At 48.7% G+C, this 20,417-nt stretch carries 15 protein-coding genes; 14 read left to right on the top strand and 1 reads right to left on the bottom strand.

Annotation, left to right across the window (positions count from 1 at the left end; translation table 11 throughout):
* Window positions 1-2: 2 nt before the first annotated feature.
* The 3 genes from WMO65_RS00280 to holA all read left to right on the top strand — a co-directional run bounded on the left by WMO65_RS00280 (window position 3) and on the right by holA (window position 4,237).
* Entirely contained in the window at window positions 3-944 is a 942-nt protein-coding gene (locus WMO65_RS00280; RefSeq protein ID WP_181014499.1) for a GerMN domain-containing protein, read from the top strand.
* A complete protein-coding gene (locus WMO65_RS00275) occupies window positions 937-3,153 on the top strand; it encodes a DNA internalization-related competence protein ComEC/Rec2 (protein WP_148393383.1) in 2,217 nt (738 codons plus the stop codon). Before WMO65_RS00280 ends, WMO65_RS00275 begins: the two co-directional genes overlap by 8 nt.
* Window positions 3,154-3,256: 103 nt before the next feature.
* The gene (gene holA, locus WMO65_RS00270; protein ID WP_148393382.1) at window positions 3,257-4,237 is read left to right on the top strand and encodes a DNA polymerase III subunit delta; all 981 of its coding nucleotides are present in this window, start codon (window positions 3,257-3,259) and stop codon (window positions 4,235-4,237) included.
* Between the two features lie 130 nt (window positions 4,238-4,367).
* Here holA and rpsT read toward each other — a convergent pair whose 3' ends face one another.
* A complete protein-coding gene (gene rpsT, locus WMO65_RS00265; protein ID WP_018598507.1) occupies window positions 4,368-4,628 on the bottom strand; it encodes a 30S ribosomal protein S20 in 261 nt (86 codons plus the stop codon).
* Between the two features lie 225 nt (window positions 4,629-4,853).
* Between rpsT and gpr the strand changes: the two genes are divergently transcribed.
* The 11 genes from gpr (at window position 4,854) to WMO65_RS00210 (ending at window position 20,366) form a co-directional block, all read left to right on the top strand.
* The gene (gene gpr / locus WMO65_RS00260; protein ID WP_033140199.1) at window positions 4,854-5,759 is read left to right on the top strand and encodes a GPR endopeptidase; all 906 of its coding nucleotides are present in this window, start codon (window positions 4,854-4,856) and stop codon (window positions 5,757-5,759) included.
* A gap of 90 nt (window positions 5,760-5,849) precedes the next feature.
* A complete protein-coding gene (locus WMO65_RS00255) occupies window positions 5,850-7,151 on the top strand; it encodes a stage II sporulation protein P (RefSeq protein ID WP_207727925.1) in 1,302 nt (433 codons plus the stop codon).
* Between the two features lie 157 nt (window positions 7,152-7,308).
* Window positions 7,309-9,123: a translation elongation factor 4 gene (lepA, locus tag WMO65_RS00250; protein ID WP_033140197.1), complete on the top strand. Its 1,815-nt coding sequence runs from the start codon at window positions 7,309-7,311 to the stop codon at window positions 9,121-9,123.
* A 170-nt stretch (window positions 9,124-9,293) separates the two neighbouring features.
* Window positions 9,294-10,436, top strand: coding sequence for a radical SAM family heme chaperone HemW (hemW, locus tag WMO65_RS00245; RefSeq protein WP_148393381.1), 1,143 nt, complete (start codon window positions 9,294-9,296; stop codon window positions 10,434-10,436).
* 165 nt (window positions 10,437-10,601) lie between these two features.
* On the top strand, window positions 10,602-11,051 hold the full coding sequence (locus tag WMO65_RS00240; protein WP_033143032.1) for a CBS domain-containing protein: 450 nt from the start codon (window positions 10,602-10,604) through the stop codon (window positions 11,049-11,051).
* A 614-nt stretch (window positions 11,052-11,665) separates the two neighbouring features.
* The gene (uvrA, locus tag WMO65_RS00235; RefSeq protein ID WP_033143076.1) at window positions 11,666-14,506 is read left to right on the top strand and encodes an excinuclease ABC subunit UvrA; all 2,841 of its coding nucleotides are present in this window, start codon (window positions 11,666-11,668) and stop codon (window positions 14,504-14,506) included.
* A 109-nt stretch (window positions 14,507-14,615) separates the two neighbouring features.
* Window positions 14,616-15,608, top strand: a complete 993-nt coding sequence (locus WMO65_RS00230) for a rod shape-determining protein (protein WP_018598499.1) — start codon at window positions 14,616-14,618, stop codon at window positions 15,606-15,608.
* Between the two features lie 17 nt (window positions 15,609-15,625).
* On the top strand, window positions 15,626-17,860 hold the full coding sequence (gene recD2 / locus WMO65_RS00225; protein ID WP_148393380.1) for an SF1B family DNA helicase RecD2: 2,235 nt from the start codon (window positions 15,626-15,628) through the stop codon (window positions 17,858-17,860).
* Window positions 17,785-18,567 (top strand): ComF family protein, encoded by a 783-nt coding sequence (locus WMO65_RS00220; protein WP_243128845.1) that lies wholly within the window; start codon window positions 17,785-17,787, stop codon window positions 18,565-18,567. Before recD2 ends, WMO65_RS00220 begins: the two co-directional genes overlap by 76 nt.
* A gap of 315 nt (window positions 18,568-18,882) precedes the next feature.
* On the top strand, window positions 18,883-19,314 hold the full coding sequence (locus tag WMO65_RS00215; protein ID WP_033143036.1) for a hypothetical protein: 432 nt from the start codon (window positions 18,883-18,885) through the stop codon (window positions 19,312-19,314).
* Window positions 19,311-20,366 (top strand): hypothetical protein, encoded by a 1,056-nt coding sequence (locus WMO65_RS00210; RefSeq protein WP_148393379.1) that lies wholly within the window; start codon window positions 19,311-19,313, stop codon window positions 20,364-20,366. Before WMO65_RS00215 ends, WMO65_RS00210 begins: the two co-directional genes overlap by 4 nt.
* The last annotated feature ends 51 nt before the right edge of the window (window positions 20,367-20,417 follow it).

Raw genomic sequence — 20,417 nt, 5'->3', positions numbered from 1 at the left:
CGTTGAAGAAAATAGGACTTATGGGGATTCTTCTGCTGGCAGTGTGCGCTCTTGCAGGCTGCGGGGAGCAGGAAGGACAGGAAAATACAGAGAAAGCAGAATACAGTATGTATTATCTCTCACCCACGGAGGAATCGCTGGTGGAGGATGATTATGTACCGGAAGAGCGGGTGACTGCCAGTATGGTCAGCGAGATGGCGAAAAAACTGACAGAGCCTGTGGACAGTGATGATTATATGAAACTGCTTCCCGATGATGTGAAGATTCTGGAATATGAATTTGACGGGCGCGGTGTTGTGCTGAATTTTAACGATGCCTATGCAAAGATGAAAAATACAAGAGAGATTCTTGTCCGCGCGGGAATCGTGAAATCCTTTACCCAGATTCCGGGGGTCATCAATGTGACATTTCTGATGGGCGGGGAGCCGCTTACGGATTCAAACGGCAATGTCTACGGCACGATGGACAAGGAAACCTTTGTGGAAAATGAGGGGGAGAACCCCAATTCCTATGTCTATGCAGATGTCAATCTGTATTTTGCCAACGAGGCCGGTGACAAGCTGGTGAAAGTGACAAACGGAGGCGGGTATTACAGCATTAATGTCCCGCTGGAGAAAAAAATCGTGGAGCTGCTCATAAAGGGGCCGCCCGGTGATTCGGATGCCAAGCCCACAATTTCCAAGGAGACCAAGATCTTAGGGGTGTCCATTGTGGAAGGTGTCTGTTATGTGAATCTGGACAAGACCTTTATGAACCAGAGTATGAATGTACAGCAGGAACTGCCTGTGTATTCCATTGTCAATTCCCTGATGGACGCCTGTAAAATCCACGGTGTGCAGATATCTGTGGAGGGAGAGACAAAGGTGACTTTCCGGGAGAGCATGAGCCTGGATAAGCTTTATAAGGCAGATTACAGTTTAGTGGAGGACGCGTCAGATGAGTAAACGGCCGCTTTGTGCCTTTGCCCTGCTTTTTATGGCAGTTATCTGGTGCCTGAGCCTGGCGGGAGTTCCCTTTTTCGGGAACGCTCCCCCGGTTCTGCCGGAGGGCTGCAGTCCGGACGGAGCAGTGCTGGAGGGCAGGGTTTATGAGACAAAAAACAATTCTTTTTATACCATTCTATATCTCAGACAAGTAAAAATTCTAAGTGATTCCAACCAATATTCCATGGAACAGGTAAAAGTAAATATAAAAAATGAACTGGCAAAAAGTACAGTGATGCCGGGTATGAAAGTGCGCCTTACCGGGGACCTGCAGCAGATTCCCCTGCCATCCAACCCGGGACAGTTCAATGAACGAAGCTATTATTACGCAAGAAAAGTTAAATGGTATCTGGAGGGCAGAAGTCTTGAGACTGTTGGGGCGGATGCACGGTCTTTCGACGCGCTGCGCTGTGAGGCAAAGGCTTTTCTGAAAGAGAAGATACTGCAGCTTGCGCCCGGACGCACCGGGGGGATTTTCTGTGCTATGATGCTGGGGGAAAAGCAGGAGATCGGCCGGGAGAACCAGATGCTGCTGAGGCTGGACGGAGTTCTTCATATTGCTGCCATCAGCGGAACACACCTTTCTTTTCTGGGATGGGGGCTGTACCGGATACTGCGGAAACTGCGTCTGCCGGTTCCCGGGGCGGGAGGAATCTCTGTTTTTCTCATGATACAGTACGGAATCTTCACAGGCAGCAGCGCTTCTGCCATGCGGGCAGTGATCATGTTTTCCCTGGCAGTTGGGGCAATGGCAGTGGGCAGGACATACGATCTGCTTTCCGCCCTGTCCCTCTCGGCAGTGCTGCTTCTTCTGGAAAGTCCTGGTTATCTGTATGACAGTGGATTTTTGCTGTCATTTGGAGCAATTCTGGGTTTGGCTGTGATCTATCCGGCTTTTGTGGAAAAGAAAGAAGAAAGCAGGCTGGTTTTGGGAGTTAAATCAGGTCTTGCCCTGCAGCTTGCCACCATTCCCATACAGATGTATTTTTTTTATGAACTGCCTGTTTTCGGGATTCTGGTTAACCTGCTGGTGCTGCCCACTGTGGGAATCGTGCTGGCGTCAGGGCTCTTTGGCTGTCTGTCCGGCCTGGCAGTTCCTCTTTTGGGGAGAATGCTGATGCTTCCCGGTGCCTTTCTTCTGGAAGTTTATCTTAAGATTGGTGAGTGGCTGCAGGGAATCCCCTTTGCGTCGGTGATCACGGGAAGGCCGCATATGTGGAAAATCATTGTGTATTATATTTTACTGGCTGTGTGGGTTCGGTATTGCCGGGGAAAGGAGTGGGGGAAAAAGTATAGAAAGTTGCGGTATCTTCCCGTGCTCCTGGGATGTTTCCTGCTGTTTGTAAAAATTCCGGATGAAAAACTGCGGATCACATTTCTGGATGTGGGGCAGGGAGACTGTTCTGTCGTCAGGTTTGAAGGAAAGACATATGTAATAGACGGCGGCAGCAGCAGTGTATCCGGTGTGGGAAATTACAGGATTCTGCCGTTTTTAAAGTGTATGGGAATCAGAAAGGTGGATGGGATCTTTCTGTCGCATATGGATGATGACCATATAAACGGAATCGCGGAGCTGCTGGAAGCTGTCAAAAACCGGGAGACCTCTCTGCGGATAGATAAGATTTTTTTATCAGAGTGCGGGGAGAAACAGGAGAAGCTGGCGGAAATGAAGCAGGCGGGAGAAAAAGCAGGCTGCCGTATTTTTTATCTGTACAGCGGGGACAGGATCAGAAAGGGAGAGATGGAACTGCGCTGTCTCTATCCCTACATAGATACAAAAGGGGAGAGCAACGAGAACTCCCAGGTTCTCAGATTGACCTGCGGGAAGTTCGGCGCGCTTTTCACCGGTGATACGGAAGGAAGCGGGGAGACGGCTGTCACCGGGATTCTGGAACAGGAACAGACAGCGTGCCAGTTTTTAAAGGTGGCGCACCACGGCTCCAAAAACTCCACATCCATCCGTTTTCTGGAGGCTGTGAAGCCTGTGGCAGGCATTATCTCCTGCGGGGAGGGCAATCGATACGGGCATCCGCACAGAGAGCTGATGGAACGGCTGGAGGAGGAAAAGGTGGAGGTGTTTCAGACAAAGGATTGGGGGGCAGTATTTGTTGTGACGGACGGAAAAAGAACAGAAGTGTCTTTTCAGCATAAAAAATCCATGGTAAACTAGAATGTGATTGAAAATGCCGTCGGCAAGCTGTGCGTCATAATTTGTGGGGAATTTAACTTTGATGAGGGAGATGCAGCTTGTCGGAATAAAAAGGAGCATCTAAATGAAAAGTTTACAGGAAGACATAAAAAACCAGGATTTCAAGAAGGTTTATCTCTTCTGCGGAGAGGAGGCCTATCTGAAACAGCAGTATAAACATAGAATGAAGGCAGCGCTGCTGCCGGAAGACGACAGCATGAATTTTTCCATGTTCGAGGGAAAGAAGACAGAGCCGAAGAGTGTGATCGATTTGGCGGAGACCATGCCTTTTTTCGCTGACCGAAGAGTGATCATGCTGGAGGATACAGGATTTTTTAAAAACCAATGCACAGATCTGCCGGAGTATATGGCGGAACTGCCGGATTACCTCTGCATGATCTTTGTGGAGGACGAAGTGGACAAGCGGAGCCGGATGTTCAAGGCTGTGAAGAAATACGGCAGAATCGTGGAGTTTGCAAAGCAGGATTCCCAGACCCTGATGCGCTGGGTCTTAGGCATGATGAAACGGGAAGGAAAGAAGATAACCCAGGGGGATATGGAACTGTTTCTGACAAAGACGGGAACAGATATGGGAAACATAGAAAAAGAGCTGGAAAAGCTTCTCTGCTATACCATGGGCAGGGACGTCATTACAGCCGGGGATATTGAGGCGGTATGCACCACCCAGATCACAAACCATATTTTCGACATGATCAAGGCTGTGACGGAGAAGAAGCAGAAGCGGGCACTGGATCTGTACTATGACCTGCTCTCCTTAAAAGAGCCGCCCATGAGGCTCCTCTTTCTCCTTGCCCGGCAGTTTAACCTGATCATGCAGGTGAAAGAGCTTTCCCGGGAGGGATATGACCAGCCTGCCATTGCCAAGAGGACCGGGCTTCAGCCTTTTGTGGTCAGAAATTATGCAGGGTATGCCCACAGGTACAGCACAGAGGAGCTGCGCGCCGCTGTGGAGGAATGTGTGCAGACGGAGGCAAAGGTAAAGACAGGATATATGAATGATGTGATGAGTGTGGAACTTCTGCTGGTGAAATTCAGCAGCAGCTAAGCAGCCTGAACCGCTGCCGGCATCCGGCCATGAAAAGACGCTGCCATGGTCCGGATGCCGGTATTTTGCGGGATAAAAAAATCCCGGCTGATGACGGGCAGCCGGGATTTTAAATGTTCTGTCTATATGATTAGAGTGCGTTTACAGCTTTGGATAATCTGGAAACTTTTCTTGCTGCATTGTTTTTGTGGTAAACACCTTTGGATGCAGCTTTGTCGATAGTAGAGATAGCGTTCTGCAGAGCTGCTGCTGCTGCCTCTTTATCTTTTGCTGTAACTGCTGCTTCTACCTTTTTGATAGAAGTTTTCACTGCTGATTTGATAGATTTATTTCTGTCAGCTTTTGTTTTGTTTACTAAAATTCTTTTCTTTGCGGATTTAATATTTGCCAAACCGTACACCTCCAAAATTGTTTTCAATATTATTTTTTATTCGTGACAATAGGAAGACGCAGAACGCACTTTCTATCGTTTGTTATGGTTTTGTACCGGTTAGACACGGACACGCCGGTACCACATGCTTTTTTATTCTAGTTGATTTAATTGTAAATGTCAATACATAAAATCCCCCAAAATGCAAAAAATAGGAACAAATACCCCTGGAAAGGAAGGTTGGATATGGCTTTAGGAAGAATACGCACGGACCTGGCACTGGAAACAAAAGAGAAATTCGAGGAGGACAATGTGGAAATCCGAGGTGTGATCATCGAGGAGGACTACAATGAGGAGAAAGATATCCGCACCACAACCGTAAAAATTGAGACAGAGAACGGGGCAAAAGCCATGGGACGTCCTCAGGGTGTTTATATAACGCTGGAGGCTCCGAATATGTCTGTGCCGGATGAGGATTATCACAGGGAGATCTCAAAAGAGCTGGCAAAACATATCAGAAAGCTGGTTCCTATGGAAAAAGAGCTGACCGCCCTGGTGGTGGGCCTTGGAAACCGGGAGGTGACACCGGATGCTCTGGGGCCTGATGTGGTCTCCAATCTGCGCATTACCCGTCACGTGATACAGGAGTACGGAGTGCAGAGCATGGGCAGGGAATATGCCAACAGTATCAGCGGCCTGGTACCCGGTGTTATGGCCCAGACAGGCATGGAAACTCTGGAGATCATCAAGGGTGTGGTGGATGAGACGAAGCCGGATGTGGTGTTCGCCGTGGATGCCCTGGCAGCCCGCAGCACAAAACGCCTGAATCGGACGATTCAGATCACGGATACAGGCATCAATCCCGGCTCCGGTGTGGGAAACCACAGAAACGGGCTGAGTGAGGAAACTCTGGGCGTAAAGGTGATCGGCATCGGCGTGCCGACTGTGGTGGATGCAGCCACCATCGTGCAGGATTCCATGGCTCACCTGCTGGATACCCTGGAAGAGTCTGAGAAAAAAGAATTTCTGGAAGAAATGATCGCACCATCCCTCCACAGCATGTTTGTAACTCCAAAAGATGTGGATGAGACCGTGAAACGCCTGTCCTACACCATTTCCGAGGGACTGAACATGGCATTTGAGCAGGCATAAGGAAAAAGACACGTCCCTGTTTTTTCTCCGCAGACGCATAATTCATGTAAGTTGTCTCATATATAGATATGAGGTGATAGGGTGAAGAAGATGGATGATGGAAAGCTTCTGCGGATTGTGTTGTGGCTGCTCTTATGTGCTGTTGGAGCATATATTCTCATAAAAGGAATGTCTTTAGATAAAAAAACGCTGGTGAACATGTGCAGGGATGCCCAGGAGAAAGCCATAGAGGCATACCTGCCGGGAATCCTGGAGACGGAAGGGGTCAAGACCCAGACGCCTGTGGAGTGGCTCTGCAGCAAAGTGGAGGAACAGCTTCCGTTTCTGGGGACCATCCAGGCAAAGGAGATGGAAGAGACAGAGAAGGACCGGGAGACAGACAAAAAGATCATGGAGGAAAATTCCGATTTTCTTGAGGCAAAACTTCTGGAAGAAAACCAGGAGGCAGGTCCTGTGGGGTCCGGCGAGGAAAACACAGGGGGCGTGGATGCTCAGAGTGAAAACCAACAAAGCGCGGAAAATACGGAAGCTCTGCAGGATGCAGCCAAAGAGAATGCACAGACAGCAGACGCGGGTGATGGCGGGCAGGCAGAGGCTTCTGCGGCCAATGCCATAGTAAATCCCATTTCCCTTGATATGTTCCAGGATTTTGACTATGTGATCAGCAATTTTTACACCATTGACAAGACCACCAGCATCAACAGCGACCAGTTAAACGCCCCGGCCCTTGTGTCGGAGGATCTGAAAATGACAACAGGAAATGATCAGCCGCAGATACTGGTGTATCACAGCCATTCCCAGGAAGAATTCATTGATTCCAACCCGGGAGACCCCAGTACCAGCATTGTGGGGGTGGGAGAATATCTGGTTCGTCTTTTAAGAGATACATACGGCTATAATGTGCTCCATGTGACAGATACCTTTGACATTGTGGACGGAAAACTGGACAGAAATAAAGCCTACAACTACGCCCAGGATAAAATCAGCCAGGTGCTGGAGGAAAATCCCAGTGTGGAAGTGGTCATTGACCTGCACAGAGACGGTGTGCCGGACGACAAACATCTGGTTACGGACGTGAACGGGAAGCCAACGGCCAAAATTATGTTTTTCAACGGATTGAGCCGCACCAACCAGAACGGGGATATTGAATATCTGCCGAATCCCTACATTCAGGATAATCTGGCATTCTCCCTGCAGCTTGCGCTTCAGGCAAAGCAGTATTACCCGGATTGGCTGCGCACCATCTATCTGAGAGGCTACCGCTATAATCTCCATCTGCGGCCAAAAGCCCTTCTTGTGGAATGCGGTGCACAGACCAATACCGTGGAGGAAGAAATGAATGCCATGGAACCTTTGGCGGACGTGCTGAATAAAGTCTTAAAAGGGGAATGAACGGCGAAGAAATGCTTGATTCCCCCTAAACCTTCGTGCTATACTAACATGGGCTTGCTGTGAAATGCAGGAAGCCCATTTAAAGTGTAAGAATAAGAAAGTAACCATATTCGTATTTTGAGAAGAGATAGAGAAAAACAATAGGAGGAATCAAGCAGTGGCAGGAGTTGACCAGAGTAAAATCCGTAATTTTTGTATCATCGCACATATAGACCATGGAAAATCCACCCTGGCGGACCGGATTATTGAAAAGACAGGACTTTTGACAGAGAGGGAAATGCAGTCCCAGGTTCTGGATAACATGGATCTGGAGAGGGAGAGGGGCATAACCATCAAGTCCCAGGCAGTCCGCATTGTCTACCAGGCAAAAGACGGAGAGGAATATATTTTCAATCTGATCGACACGCCGGGCCACGTGGACTTCAACTATGAGGTGTCCAGAAGTCTGGCAGCCTGTGACGGCGCCATTCTGGTGGTGGATGCCGCCCAGGGCATTGAAGCCCAGACTCTTGCAAATGTCTATCTGGCGCTGGATCATGACCTGGATGTATTTCCGGTCATCAATAAAATAGATCTTCCCAGTGCGGAACCGGACAGAGTGAAAAATGAGATTGAGGATGTCATCGGTATAGAAGCCCAGGATGCGCCTCTGATCTCCGCCAAGATGGGACTGAACATTGAGGAAGTTCTGGAGAAGATCGTGGAGAAGATACCGGCACCCGCCGGAGATGCCCAGGCACCTCTGCAGGCTCTTATTTTCGATTCTGTTTACGATTCCTACAAGGGTGTCATTGTGTTCTGCAGGATCAAAGAAGGAAGCGTAAAAAAAGGTACGAAAATCCGTATGATGGCAACCGGCGCTGTGGAGGAAGTAGTGGAAGTGGGCTACTTCGGAGCGGGACAGTTTCTTCCCTGTGACGAACTGTCTGCCGGCATGGTAGGTTATATCACTGCCAGTATTAAGAATGTAAAAGATACCCGCGTGGGTGATACCATAACAGACGACGAAAACCCCTGTGCAGAGCCTCTTCCGGGTTACAAGAAAGTAAACCCCATGGTGTACTGCGGTGTATATCCCGCGGACGGCTCCAAGTACCAGGATTTGAGGGATGCCCTGGACAAGCTTCAGTTAAATGATGCCTCCCTGCAGTTTGAGCCGGAGACCTCTGTAGCGCTGGGCTTTGGTTTCCGCTGCGGTTTTCTGGGACTGCTCCATCTGGAGATCATCCAGGAGCGTCTGGAAAGGGAATATAACCTGGACCTGGTAACAACTGCCCCGGGCGTTGTTTACAAAGTGCACAAGACCAACGGTGAGATGATGGATCTGACCAACCCATCCAATCTGCCTGACCCCTCTGAGATCGAATACATGGAAGAACCTATGGTAAAAGCAGAAATCATGGTGACTACAGATTTCATCGGCCCTATTATGGATCTCTGCCAGGAGCGCCGCGGGCAGTATCAGGGCATGGAATATATGGAAACCACTCGTGCTCTTTTGAAATACCATCTGCCTCTCAATGAAATTATTTATGATTTCTTTGATGCCCTGAAATCACGTTCCAGAGGATATGCGTCCTTTGACTACGAGATGCTGGGATATGAGCGCAGTGACCTTGTCAAGCTGGATATTCTGGTGAACAAGGAGGAAGTGGATGCCCTCTCCTTTATCGTGTTTGAAGGCTCTGCCTATGAGCGCGGCAGGAAGATGTGCGAGAAGCTGAAGGAGGAGATTCCCAGACAGCTTTTTGAAATCCCCATTCAGGCAGCCATCGGCAGCAAGATCATTGCCCGTGAGACCGTGAAGGCCATGAGAAAAGACGTGCTGGCGAAATGTTACGGCGGCGATATTTCCCGAAAGAGAAAGCTTCTGGAGAAGCAGAAGGAAGGAAAGAAACGTATGCGCCAGGTAGGAAATGTAGAGATTCCGCAGAAGGCATTTATGAGCGTTCTGAAGCTGGACGATAAATAGGATTTTGTAACGATTCAGCCAGCTGAATCGTTACGGGTATTCGCCCATTAAAAATCGCTTCGCGATGGGGCGAATACCTGCCGCCACTACTCTTTTGCACGGTCAGCGCAGTAAATGCGCAGACCTGACTGAACAGTTACAGAATTTTCAGAAATACAGGAGAAGACAAGATGAAAAAAGATTTGGGGCTGTATCTTCACATCCCTTTCTGTATACAAAAATGCGGATACTGTGATTTTTTATCCGCATCGGGAACCGGGGAGGAGAAAGAAGCGTATGTACAGGCTTTGGAAAAAGAAATCCGAAGCTACGGGGATTTTGCAAAAGGTTACAGGGTTTCCACGGTTTTTGTGGGAGGAGGCACCCCTTCCTGTCTGGAAGCGCCTCAGACAGAGCGGATTTTTCAGGCAGTAAGGGACACCTTTGATATAGAAAGAATGCCGGAGATCTCCATGGAGATGAATCCGGGCACTGTGACCCCAGAGAAACTGCAGACCTATAAAAACTGTGGTATCAACCGCCTGAGTATGGGGCTGCAGTCTGTCAGGGACAGTAATCTGAAGCTGCTGGGCAGGATTCATACCTACGAGGCGTTTCTGGAGAGCTATCATCTGGCAAGAGAAGCAGGGTTTCAGAACATCAATGTGGATTTGATCTCCTCCCTGCCGGGACAGACAGAAGCGTCCTGGAGAGAGGAGCTGGAAACAACCGCAGAGCTTTCCCCGGAACATATTTCCGTATACCAGCTCATTTTGGAAGAGGGTACACCCTTTTATGAGAAGTATGCCGGACATCCGGAGCTTCTTCCCGATGAGGAGACAAGCAGGGCTATCTACGAAGTGACCGCAGAGGTGCTTGCAGCGTACGGATTCCGCCAGTATGAGATTTCCAATTATGCGAAAGAGGGCAGGGAGTGCCGCCATAATCTGAAATACTGGGAGCGCGGTGATTATCTGGGCCTTGGCCTGGGCGCTGCCTCCATGGTCAGGAACATCCGCATGAGCAATACCGGGGATATGAAAACATATCTGGAAAAATGCGGGGAACCGAAAACCATGCGCACAGACGTACAGTTTTTGGAGGAGCCTCAGCAGATGGAGGAATTCATGTTTTTAGGGCTTCGCAAGACAAGGGGAATCTCAAAAAAAGAATTTCGCCGGGTCTTTGGCCGGGATATTGAACTGGTATATGAAAAAGCGCTGGATAAGCTTCTGTTAAACGGAATGCTGCTGGAAAAAAAGGACAGGCTGTATCTCTCAAAAGAAGGGGTACTTTTAAGCAATGCTGTCCTCTCGGAATTTCTCTTTGACTGATAAGTCAGGCGCGGGAGTTTGTGAACACAGGTTATAGAAATTTAATAAAGTTTTACAGTTTATCTCTGGAAAATTAATATAGAATGTGTCAGAATAAAGAAAGGAAATATATGTTGAAACGGCAGGTAATAACGGCCGTTTTGTATGACAGTGTGGGAGGGTATAATGAATATTTTATTTTTTCTCACTCCGAAGAGTGATGTGGCCTATATCTATGACACCTTCAGTTTAAGGCAGGTCTTGGAAAAGATGGAATATCACCGGTATTCATGTATTCCGATTATCGGGGAGAATGGAAAATATGTGGGGACGATTACAGAAGGAGACTTACTCTGGGGGCTGAAAAGCCGCGGCGACCTGAATTTAAAGGCTGCGGAGGAAATTCCGATCACTGCGTTCAAGCGGCGGGCAAATTATACGCCGGTGCGTGTGGACTCGGATATGGAAGATCTGCTGGACAAGGCTATGCGGCAGAATTTTGTACCGGTTATTGATGACCAGAAGAATTTTATAGGTATTGTGACGAGACGGGATATTATGCAGTATATCTGTTCTGAGCATCAGAATAAAAATAAGAAGGAGTGTAGAACCTATATTCAGCATGCGTCTGTGTGATGTAAATGTAAAAAGGCTTGCCGCGGGTAGCGGGGGCCTTTTTTGTAACGGTTTTTTTATTTGGGGGATGAGGGCGGACGAAAGGAAATAGGAGGGGGCCGGGAGAGGGAAATGCCTGTGAGCGAAGCGTTCCGCTGCCACGGAGCTAACCTGCTCCCATTTACTAAATTCATCGGCAAGGGCCTCTTCATTAAGTAACTGGGGCAGGTGGATCTCCGCGGCGCTCCACTAAGACATCGCTCACAGGCATTTCCCTCTCCCGGCCCCCTCCTATTTCCTTTCTGACGTTCTCTGAGCCATAGGGGTTATTCTGCCGGATGTGACCGTTACAATTCGGCTTTGTATTTTTCTCTTCCGGTAGAGAAAAACAGGGCTGCCAAAGGAGCCCCGCAGACTCCTCCGACATCCCGTCTACTCTGCCATTACAATAAATCTGTCTGAACATATGTTTGCAAATGTATAATGCATATGATATAATGGCAGGTAGCATAAAAACAAACATACATTCCCTGAAATTGGCAGCTTTCGGTCTCACGTGCAGTGGGTATGACGCTGTGTTGGGGGATGAGAATCTGATAGAAACTGTTGCGCTGATCACGAATAAGGAGATAAAAATGGCAGTAAGAAAACATGACAACCAATTTATCAAAATACGCGGAGCAAATGAGAATAATCTGAAGAATCTGGATGTGGATATTCCACGAAATGAGCTGGTGGTGCTTACCGGGCTGAGTGGTTCCGGGAAGAGTTCTCTTGCATTTGATACGATATATGCGGAAGGACAGAGGAGATATATGGAATCCCTGTCTTCCTATGCCAGACAGTTCCTGGGACAGATGGAAAAACCGGATGTGGAGAGTATTGAGGGACTTTCTCCGGCTATTTCTATTGACCAGAAATCCACCAACAGGAACCCCCGTTCCACGGTTGGCACCGTTACGGAGATATATGACTATTTCAGGCTGCTCTATGCCAGAATCGGTATCCCGCACTGTCCGAAATGCGGAAAAGAGATCAAAAAGCAGACGGTTGACCAGATGGTTGACCATATCATGGGTCTGCCGGAGCGGACCAAGCTTCAGCTTCTGGCACCTGTGGTGAGAGGAAGGAAGGGGACTCACGCCAAGCTTCTGGAGCAGGCAAAGCGGAGCGGTTATGTGCGCGTGCAGATTGACGGCAATCTCTATGAACTCAGTGAGGAGATCAAGCTGGATAAGAATATTAAGCACAATATTGAGATCGTTGTGGACCGCCTTGTGGTGAAAGAAGGGATTGAAAAGCGACTCACGGATTCTATTGAGAATGTGCTGAATCTGGCTGACGGCCTTCTCATTGTGGATACTATGGATGGAAACCAGATAAATTTCAGCCAGAGCTTTTCCTGCCCTGACTGCGGTATCAGTATTGATGAGATTGAGCCGAGGATTTTTTCCTTTAATAATCCCTTTGGTGCCTGCCCTGCCTGTTTCGGTCTGGGTTATAAGATGGAATTCGATGTGGATCTGATGATACCGGATCAGAGTCTGAGTATTGCCCAGGGCGCTATTGTGGTGCTGGGCTGGCAGTCCTGCACAGATAAAGGCAGCTTTACAAGAGCGATTCTGGATGCCCTTGCGGAGGAATATCACTTTGACCTGAATACGCCTTTTGAGGAATATCCGGATAAGATAAAGGACGTGATCATAAACGGGACCCACGGAAAAGAGATAAAGGTCCACTATAAGGGGCAGCGGGGAGAAGGTATTTATGATGTGGCCTTTGAGGGACTTGTGAAAAACGTGGAGCGCCGCTACAGGGAGACCGGTTCGGAGTCCAGCAAGCAGGAGTACGAATCCTTTATGCGTATTACCCCCTGCCCGACCTGTAAAGGCCAGCGTCTGAAAAAAGAAGCTCTGGCAGTGACAGTCGGGGATAAAAATATACATGAGGTTACATCCATGTCCATCCGCGCGCTGCAGGTATTTTTGAACGAACTGCAGCTCACCTCCACCCAGCAGATGATCGGTGAGCAGGTTTTAAAAGAGATTCGTGCCAGAGTGGGATTTTTGATGAATGTAGGGCTGGAATATCTGACTCTGTCCCGTGCAACAGGCACTTTGTCGGGTGGTGAAGCACAGAGGATACGTCTGGCAACTCAGATCGGTTCCGGCCTTGTGGGGGTTGCCTATATTCTGGATGAGCCAAGTATCGGTCTGCATCAGAGGGATAACGATAAACTCCTTGCCACTTTGAAGCACCTGAGGGATCTGGGAAACACTCTGATCGTGGTAGAGCATGATGAAGATACCATGCGGGAGGCAGACTGCATTGTGGATATCGGTCCCGGCGCAGGAGAGCACGGAGGCCAGCTTGTGGCAATCGGTACAGCGGAAGATCTGATGAAAAATAAAAACTCCATTACGGGCCAGTATTTAAGCGGGGCTATGAAGATTCCGGTACCTGAGGAGAGAAGAAAACCCAACGGCTTTCTGACCATACGGGGCGCTTCTGAAAACAACCTGAAAAATATAGACGTAAAAATTCCTTTAGGTGTCATGACCTGCGTGACCGGTGTTTCCGGTTCCGGCAAAAGTTCTCTGATCAACGAAATCCTATATAAGAGCCTGGCAAGGAAACTGAACCGGGCCAGAGTCATTCCGGGAAAACATAAATGCATTGAAGGGGTGGAGCAGCTTGACAAAGTTATTGATATTGACCAGTCACCCATCGGAAGAACGCCGCGTTCCAATCCCGCAACCTACACCGGTGTATTTGACCAGATCCGCGACCTTTTTGCAACCACCGCGGACGCAAAAGCCAGAGGCTATAAAAAGGGAAGATTCAGCTTTAATGTAAAAGGCGGCAGGTGTGAGGCCTGCAGTGGTGACGGTATTTTGAAAATTGAGATGCATTTCCTTCCCGATGTGTATGTTCCCTGTGAAGTCTGCCAGGGAAAACGTTACAACAGAGAGACTCTGGAAGTGAAATATAAAGGGAAAAGCATTTACGATGTGCTGAACATGACGGTGGAGGAGGCGCTCACATTCTTTGAACACCTTCCGTCTATCAAGAGGAAGATCCAGACGCTTTACGATGTGGGGCTTTCCTATATCCGCCTGGGCCAGCCTTCCACGGAACTGTCCGGAGGTGAGGCGCAGAGGATCAAGCTGGCAACAGAACTGAGCAAGAGAAGTACAGGAAAGACCATCTATATTCTGGATGAGCCTACCACAGGTCTGCATTTTGCGGATGTGCACAAGCTTATTGAGATCCTCCGGCGTCTGGCAGAGGGCGGGAATACAGTGGTTGTCATCGAGCACAACCTGGATGTGATAAAAACTGCGGATTATATCATAGATATCGGCCCGGAAGGCGGCGATAAAGGGGGAACCGTGATAGCTTCCGGTACACCGGAGGAGGTGGCGGCGAATCCTGTCTCCTACACAGGTCGTTACGTGTCAAAATATTTGAATTGATTGCCCCTTTTCATTTCGGGACAAGTTGGGTATAATGAAGAATATCGGTGGGCCCGGGACAGACATCCCGGGCAGAACACTGATATCCAAATATAGAAAGGGGTATTCTATGGCAGCGACAGATATTGGAATCGACCTGGGAACGGCCAGTATACTGGTTTACGCAAAAGGAAAAGGCATTGTACTGAAAGAACCATCCGTAGTTGCATACGATAAAGATAATAATAAAATAAGAGCAGTAGGAGAAGAGGCAAGGCAGATGATCGGCAGAACACCCGGCAACATTGTGGCGGTGCGCCCCCTGCGCCAGGGTGTTATCTCTGACTATGAGGTGACAGAGAAAATGCTCAAATACTTCATCTCCAAAGCCATGGGCAAGAAAGCTTTCCGAAAACCCCGCATCAGCATCTGCGTACCCAGCGGTGTGACAGAGGTGGAGAAGAAAGCTGTGGAGGAAGCCACGTACCAGGCAGGCGCCAGAGAAGTGAACATCATCGAGGAGCCGATTGCTGCGGCTATCGGGGCAGGTATTGATATCACAAGGCCCTTTGGCAACATGATCGTGGATATCGGCGGCGGTACCACAGATGTGGCGGTGATCTCCCTTGGCGGGACAGTAGTATCCACTTCCATTAAAGTGGCAGGCGATAATTTCGATGAGGCTATCATGCGTTATGTAAGGAAGAAGCACAATCTGATGATCGGCGAGCGCTCCGCAGAGGATGCGAAGATCCAGATAGGAACCGTTTATCCCCATCCGCAGCCGAAGACTATGGATGTGAAGGGACGTGATACGATCACGGGGCTTCCCAAAAGCATAACCCTCACCTCCGAGGAGATCAGAGAGGCTTTAAAGGACGCAACGGTACAAATTATGGAGACCATACATGGAATTCTGGAAAAAACTCCTCCGGAACTGGCAGCAGATGTGGCTGACAGGGGTATTGTCCTCACCGGCGGCGGTGCACTTTTGGGTGGGCTGGAGACGCTGATCGAGGAAGAGACAGGCATCAACACCGTGGTGGCAGAAGAGCCTGCTATGGCTGTAGCCATCGGCACAGGCCAGTACATGGAGCTTATGAGCAAGATAAACGGGAAATAAAACAAATGAGGTAAGTTATGGAAGAAACCATAGAAGGATATGTGGACCATATTATCTTCCGGAATGAGGATAACGGGTACACAGTTATGGTTGTGATTGCTGAGGAGGAAGAGCTGACCTGTGTGGGCAGTTTTCAGTATCTAAGTGAAGGAGAAACCATCAAAGCCTATGGACATTACACAGAACACCCGTCCTACGGCAGGCAGTTCTCCGTCACCTCCTATGAGACCGTTGTGCCCCAGGATTCCATGGCCATGGAACGATACCTGGGTTCCGGTGCCATCAAAGGGATCGGAGCGGCTCTTGCCGCCAGGATTGTCAGGCGTTTCAAGGACGACACTCTGCGTATCGTGGAGGAGGAGCCGGAGCGGCTGGCAGAAATCAAGGGCATCAGTGAGAAGAAGGCCCGGGAGATCGCTGCTCAGGTGTCTGAGAAGGCGGATATGCGGAAAGCCATGATGTTTCTTCAGCAATACGGCATTTCCCTTTCACTGGGAGCTAAGATATTCAATCAGTATGGACACGAAATGTACGGCATACTAAGGGAGAATCCCTATAAGATGGCTGAGGATATTGACGGAGTGGGATTTAAGATGGCAGATGAGATCGCTGCCAGGATCGGCATCCATACAGACTCCGATTACCGTATCCGAAGCGGTCTTCTATACATATTACTGCAGGCAACTGCAGAGGGGCATGTGTTCCTTCCACAGCGCATTCTGCTGGAACGGGCATCTGCCCTTTTGGGCGTTGCAGCCGCTTATATGGAAAAACATATTATGGATCTGGCTATAGACAGAAAGATTGTAGTAAAAGAGGTTGCGCTCAGGGAAGGGGCACAGACGGAACCGGTCATCTATGCCAGCCAGTATTACCAGCTGGAGCTGCATGTGGCACAGATGTTAAAAGAACTGGCCTTAGAGGATACCGTGGATGAGGAGAGGATGGAAGCACAGCTTGTTCGCCTTGAGAAAAGCGGAAATGTAGAGCTGGATGAGAAGCAGCGCCAGGCAGTCGTAGAGGCTGTGAAAAACGGCCTGCTGGTTATCACCGGTGGCCCCGGTACAGGAAAGACAACCACCATCAATGCGATCATCCGTTACTATGAGCTGGAAGGCGTGGACATCTGTCTTGCCGCTCCCACGGGAAGAGCCGCAAAGCGTATGACAGAGACCACAGGCTATGAGGCCAGAACTATCCACCGGCTTTTAGAACTCAGCGGAATGCCGGATGACTCCTCTGCCAGCATCCACTTTGAGCGCAATGCCCAGAATCCGCTGGAGGCGGATGTTGTTATTATTGACGAGATGTCCATGGTGGACATTTTTCTTATGCACGCACTGCTCTCGGCCATTACGCCGGGCACCCGGCTGATTCTGGTCGGGGATGTGAACCAGCTTCCAAGTGTAGGGCCCGGAAGTGTACTCAAAGATATCATCCGTTCTGAAAAATTCCCGGTTGTGGAACTGGTCAAGATTTTCCGGCAGGCTTCCCAGAGTGATATCGTGGTGAATGCCCATAAGATCAACCGGGGTGTCCCCGTTGTTCTGGATAATAAAAGTATGGACTTTTTCTTCCTGAAGCGGTATGACGCCAATGTGATCATCAGTGTTGTCATCACCCTGATCCAGAAGAAACTGCCAAAGTTTGTAGATGCAACGCCTTATGATATCCAGGTTTTGACTCCTATGCGGAAAGGGCTTCTGGGTGTAGAGCGTCTGAACAGCATTCTACAGCAGTATCTGAATCCCCCTTCTCCTGACAAGAAGGAGAGGGAGCACGGCAGCGGCTTGTTCCGCGAGGGTGATAAGGTCATGCAGATCAAGAACAACTACCAGACCGAATGGGAGGTCCGCGGCAAATACGGCATTCCGGTGGAAAAAGGCGTGGGTGTTTTTAACGGGGATACAGGAATCCTGCGGGAGATCAACACCTTTGCGGAGACCCTCACCGTGGAATTTGATGAGGGACGCTTTGTGGAGTATGCGTTCAAGCAGTTGGATGAGCTGGAGCTTGCCTATGCCATTACCATCCACAAATCACAGGGAAGTGAATACCCTGCGGTGGTGATTCCGCTTTTGGGAGGCCCCAGGATGCTGATGAACAGAAATCTTCTCTATACAGCCGTGACAAGGGCGAGAAAGTGTGTGACATTGGTAGGAGATGAAAATACTTTTTGGGAAATGGAAAAAAACCAGATGGAACAAAGCCGTTATACCACTCTGGATCTGCGGATAAAGGAAAGCTGTTAGCATCCTTTGCCCTTGATATGGTCTATCCCAGGCGCTGCCCTGTCTGCCATGACATTGCAGTTCCAAGGGGAAGGACCATATGCCGGGAATGCGTGGATAAACTGGTGCCCATCCATGGGCCGCGCTGTTTTAAGTGCTCCAAGCCCCTGGCGGACAGTGAGTCAGAGTTCTGTTATGACTGCGCATCGAAAAAACATTCTTATGACCGGGGAATCAGTATTTTTTCCTACGGTTCAGTTCTTTCAAAATCCCTGTATCAGTTAAAATACCATCAAAGGCAGGAGTACGGCCGTTTTTACGGCAGATATGCCGCGGCAATTGCAGGGGAACAGATCCGCCTCTGGGGAGTGGAAGTGCTGATCCCTGTCCCGCTTCATCCGAAAAGAATGGAGAAAAGAGGGTACAACCAGGCAGAGATCATAGCCGCGGAGATAGGAAAAGCACTGCAGATTCCCGTAGATATAAAAACTGTGATCAGAAAAATCAATACAAAACCCCAGAAAGAGCTGAACGACAAGGAGCGGAGAAGTAATCTTCGCAGCGCCTTTGCCGTGACGAAAACCAGACTTCCCTGGAAAAAAATATTGATCGTAGATGATATCTACACCACAGGGAGTACTGTGGACGGTGTAAGCCTTGCCCTGAAAGCAGCCGGTGCGGAACAGGTATATTTTTTAACCGCAGCCATAGGGACAGGTTTCTGCTGATAAGGCTTGATTCGCCTACTTTATTTATGCTATAATGCAAGTTGTATACATAGAATGGCATGTCCGGTACATCCCGGTATTGCGCTGTTTCATGTGTCATAAGACGGTACGTCCATACAGTCCGTGGTTTTGTGAAAGAATCAAAACAGACTGTGCGGTGTCCATAGAGTGCCGTATTTGTGGGATGCCATTTAGGAAATGCAGTAAGTGGCACATTTGTTGTGCCATAAATTGCAGACAGCCTTTTGGGGCATAATTATAGTAAACTGTGAGTACATATAAAAGCATTGTTTTCACAGGAAGTAGAGGAAGCTTATGTTAAATGAACAGAAAATCAAGAAAATGAGGAAATTAGCTGCTTACGAATCCGGTAAGGGCAGAGAAGATCTGTCAATCAGCAATTACTACAGAAGCGATTATATAGGCCTTGCAATGATCAAGAACTTTTTTATCACGACCATCGCCTATGTGCTGCTGCTGGCTGTCTACTTTGGGTATAAGAGCGAATATATGATGGATAATCTGCATAAGATAGACCTGTTTTCTCTGGGAATCAAAATTATCATCATCTATATCGCACTGCTTGTGGCCTACACCATTCTGACTTATATCTACTGCTCCGTCAAATACAGAAGCGCTCAGAAAGGCGTGGAGGAGTATTACAGAGAGTTGGGACAGCTGAAAAAAATATATGACAGAGAAGAAAAGAGAGCCGGGAGACTGACCGGAAGGAGGAAAGGCGCATGACAGCGTTACTGATATTGAAACAGAAAATCAAGGAATTTTACGGGGAGCATGACACCTGGATTCTTCCGATCCTGAAGTTTATATTGGCATTCGGTCTTTTCAAGGGGATCAACACCACACTGGGATTCATGGGCAAACTGGATAATATTTTTGTTGTCCTGATTCTGGCCCTTTTATGTTCCGTTATGCCCGTCAATACCATGACGATCCTGGGCTGTGTCCTGATCATCGGCCACTGCTATGCAGTGGGAATCGAGGTCGCAGGTTTTGCTCTGCTTCTTATGATCCTGCTGATGATATTATTCCTGCGGTTTACATCCAAAGATAACGTGGCTCTTGTGCTGACTCCGGTGTCCTTTGCCTTTCATATTCCGGCAGCCGTACCCATCGGCTGCGGTCTTCTACGCGGACCTGCAAGTGCGGTGCCCGCAGGCTGCGGCGTTATTCTGTATTACTTTATGCGTCTTGTAAAAGACAAGGCAGGGGTACTGCAGGGAAAAGAGACAGAGGCTGTCCAGAAGCTTCAGATCTTACTGGACGGACTGGTGAAGAATCAGGAAATGTGGCTGGCGATCATAGCGTTTGCAACAGTCACCCTGCTGGTGTACCTGATCCGCCGTTCCTCCTTTGACTATTCCTGGAGGATCGCAGTGGTTACCGGTGCGGTAGTGTACATTGTTCTGATGTTGTTCGGAAGCATGTTCATGAGCATCAGCATGGAGATGGGCAGCGTTATCATTGCCGGTGTGGTTTCCGCATTGATCGGCCTTGTCATTGAATTTTTTGTACTGGGAGTGGATTACTCAAGAAGTGAAGTGACCCAGTTTGAGGATGACGAATATGTCTATTATGTAAAAGCAGTACCGAAATCTCTTGTGTCACAGACCAAGAAGAGTGTGAAGAAATTTTCATCTAATAAGAAGTCAGATGACAGTGATCTGGACGATTTAGATGAAGAAACACTGGAACAGGATGCAGCGCCTGTAGAGCATGTTTCAGAGGAGGATTTTGACTTTGAGAAACAGCTGGAAGAATCGCTGAAAGATTTATAAAGATGATCCCATAAGGGAATTATACATAATTAAGGGGGTGGAGATATGGGG

It is taken from the genome of Blautia caccae, assembly GCF_040095955.1.
In the GTDB taxonomy this organism is placed as follows: Bacteria; Bacillota; Clostridia; order Lachnospirales; family Lachnospiraceae; genus Blautia; species Blautia celeris.
The sequence above is the reverse complement of the archived record's forward strand: the minus strand, read 5'-3'. Positions and strand labels throughout refer to the sequence as shown.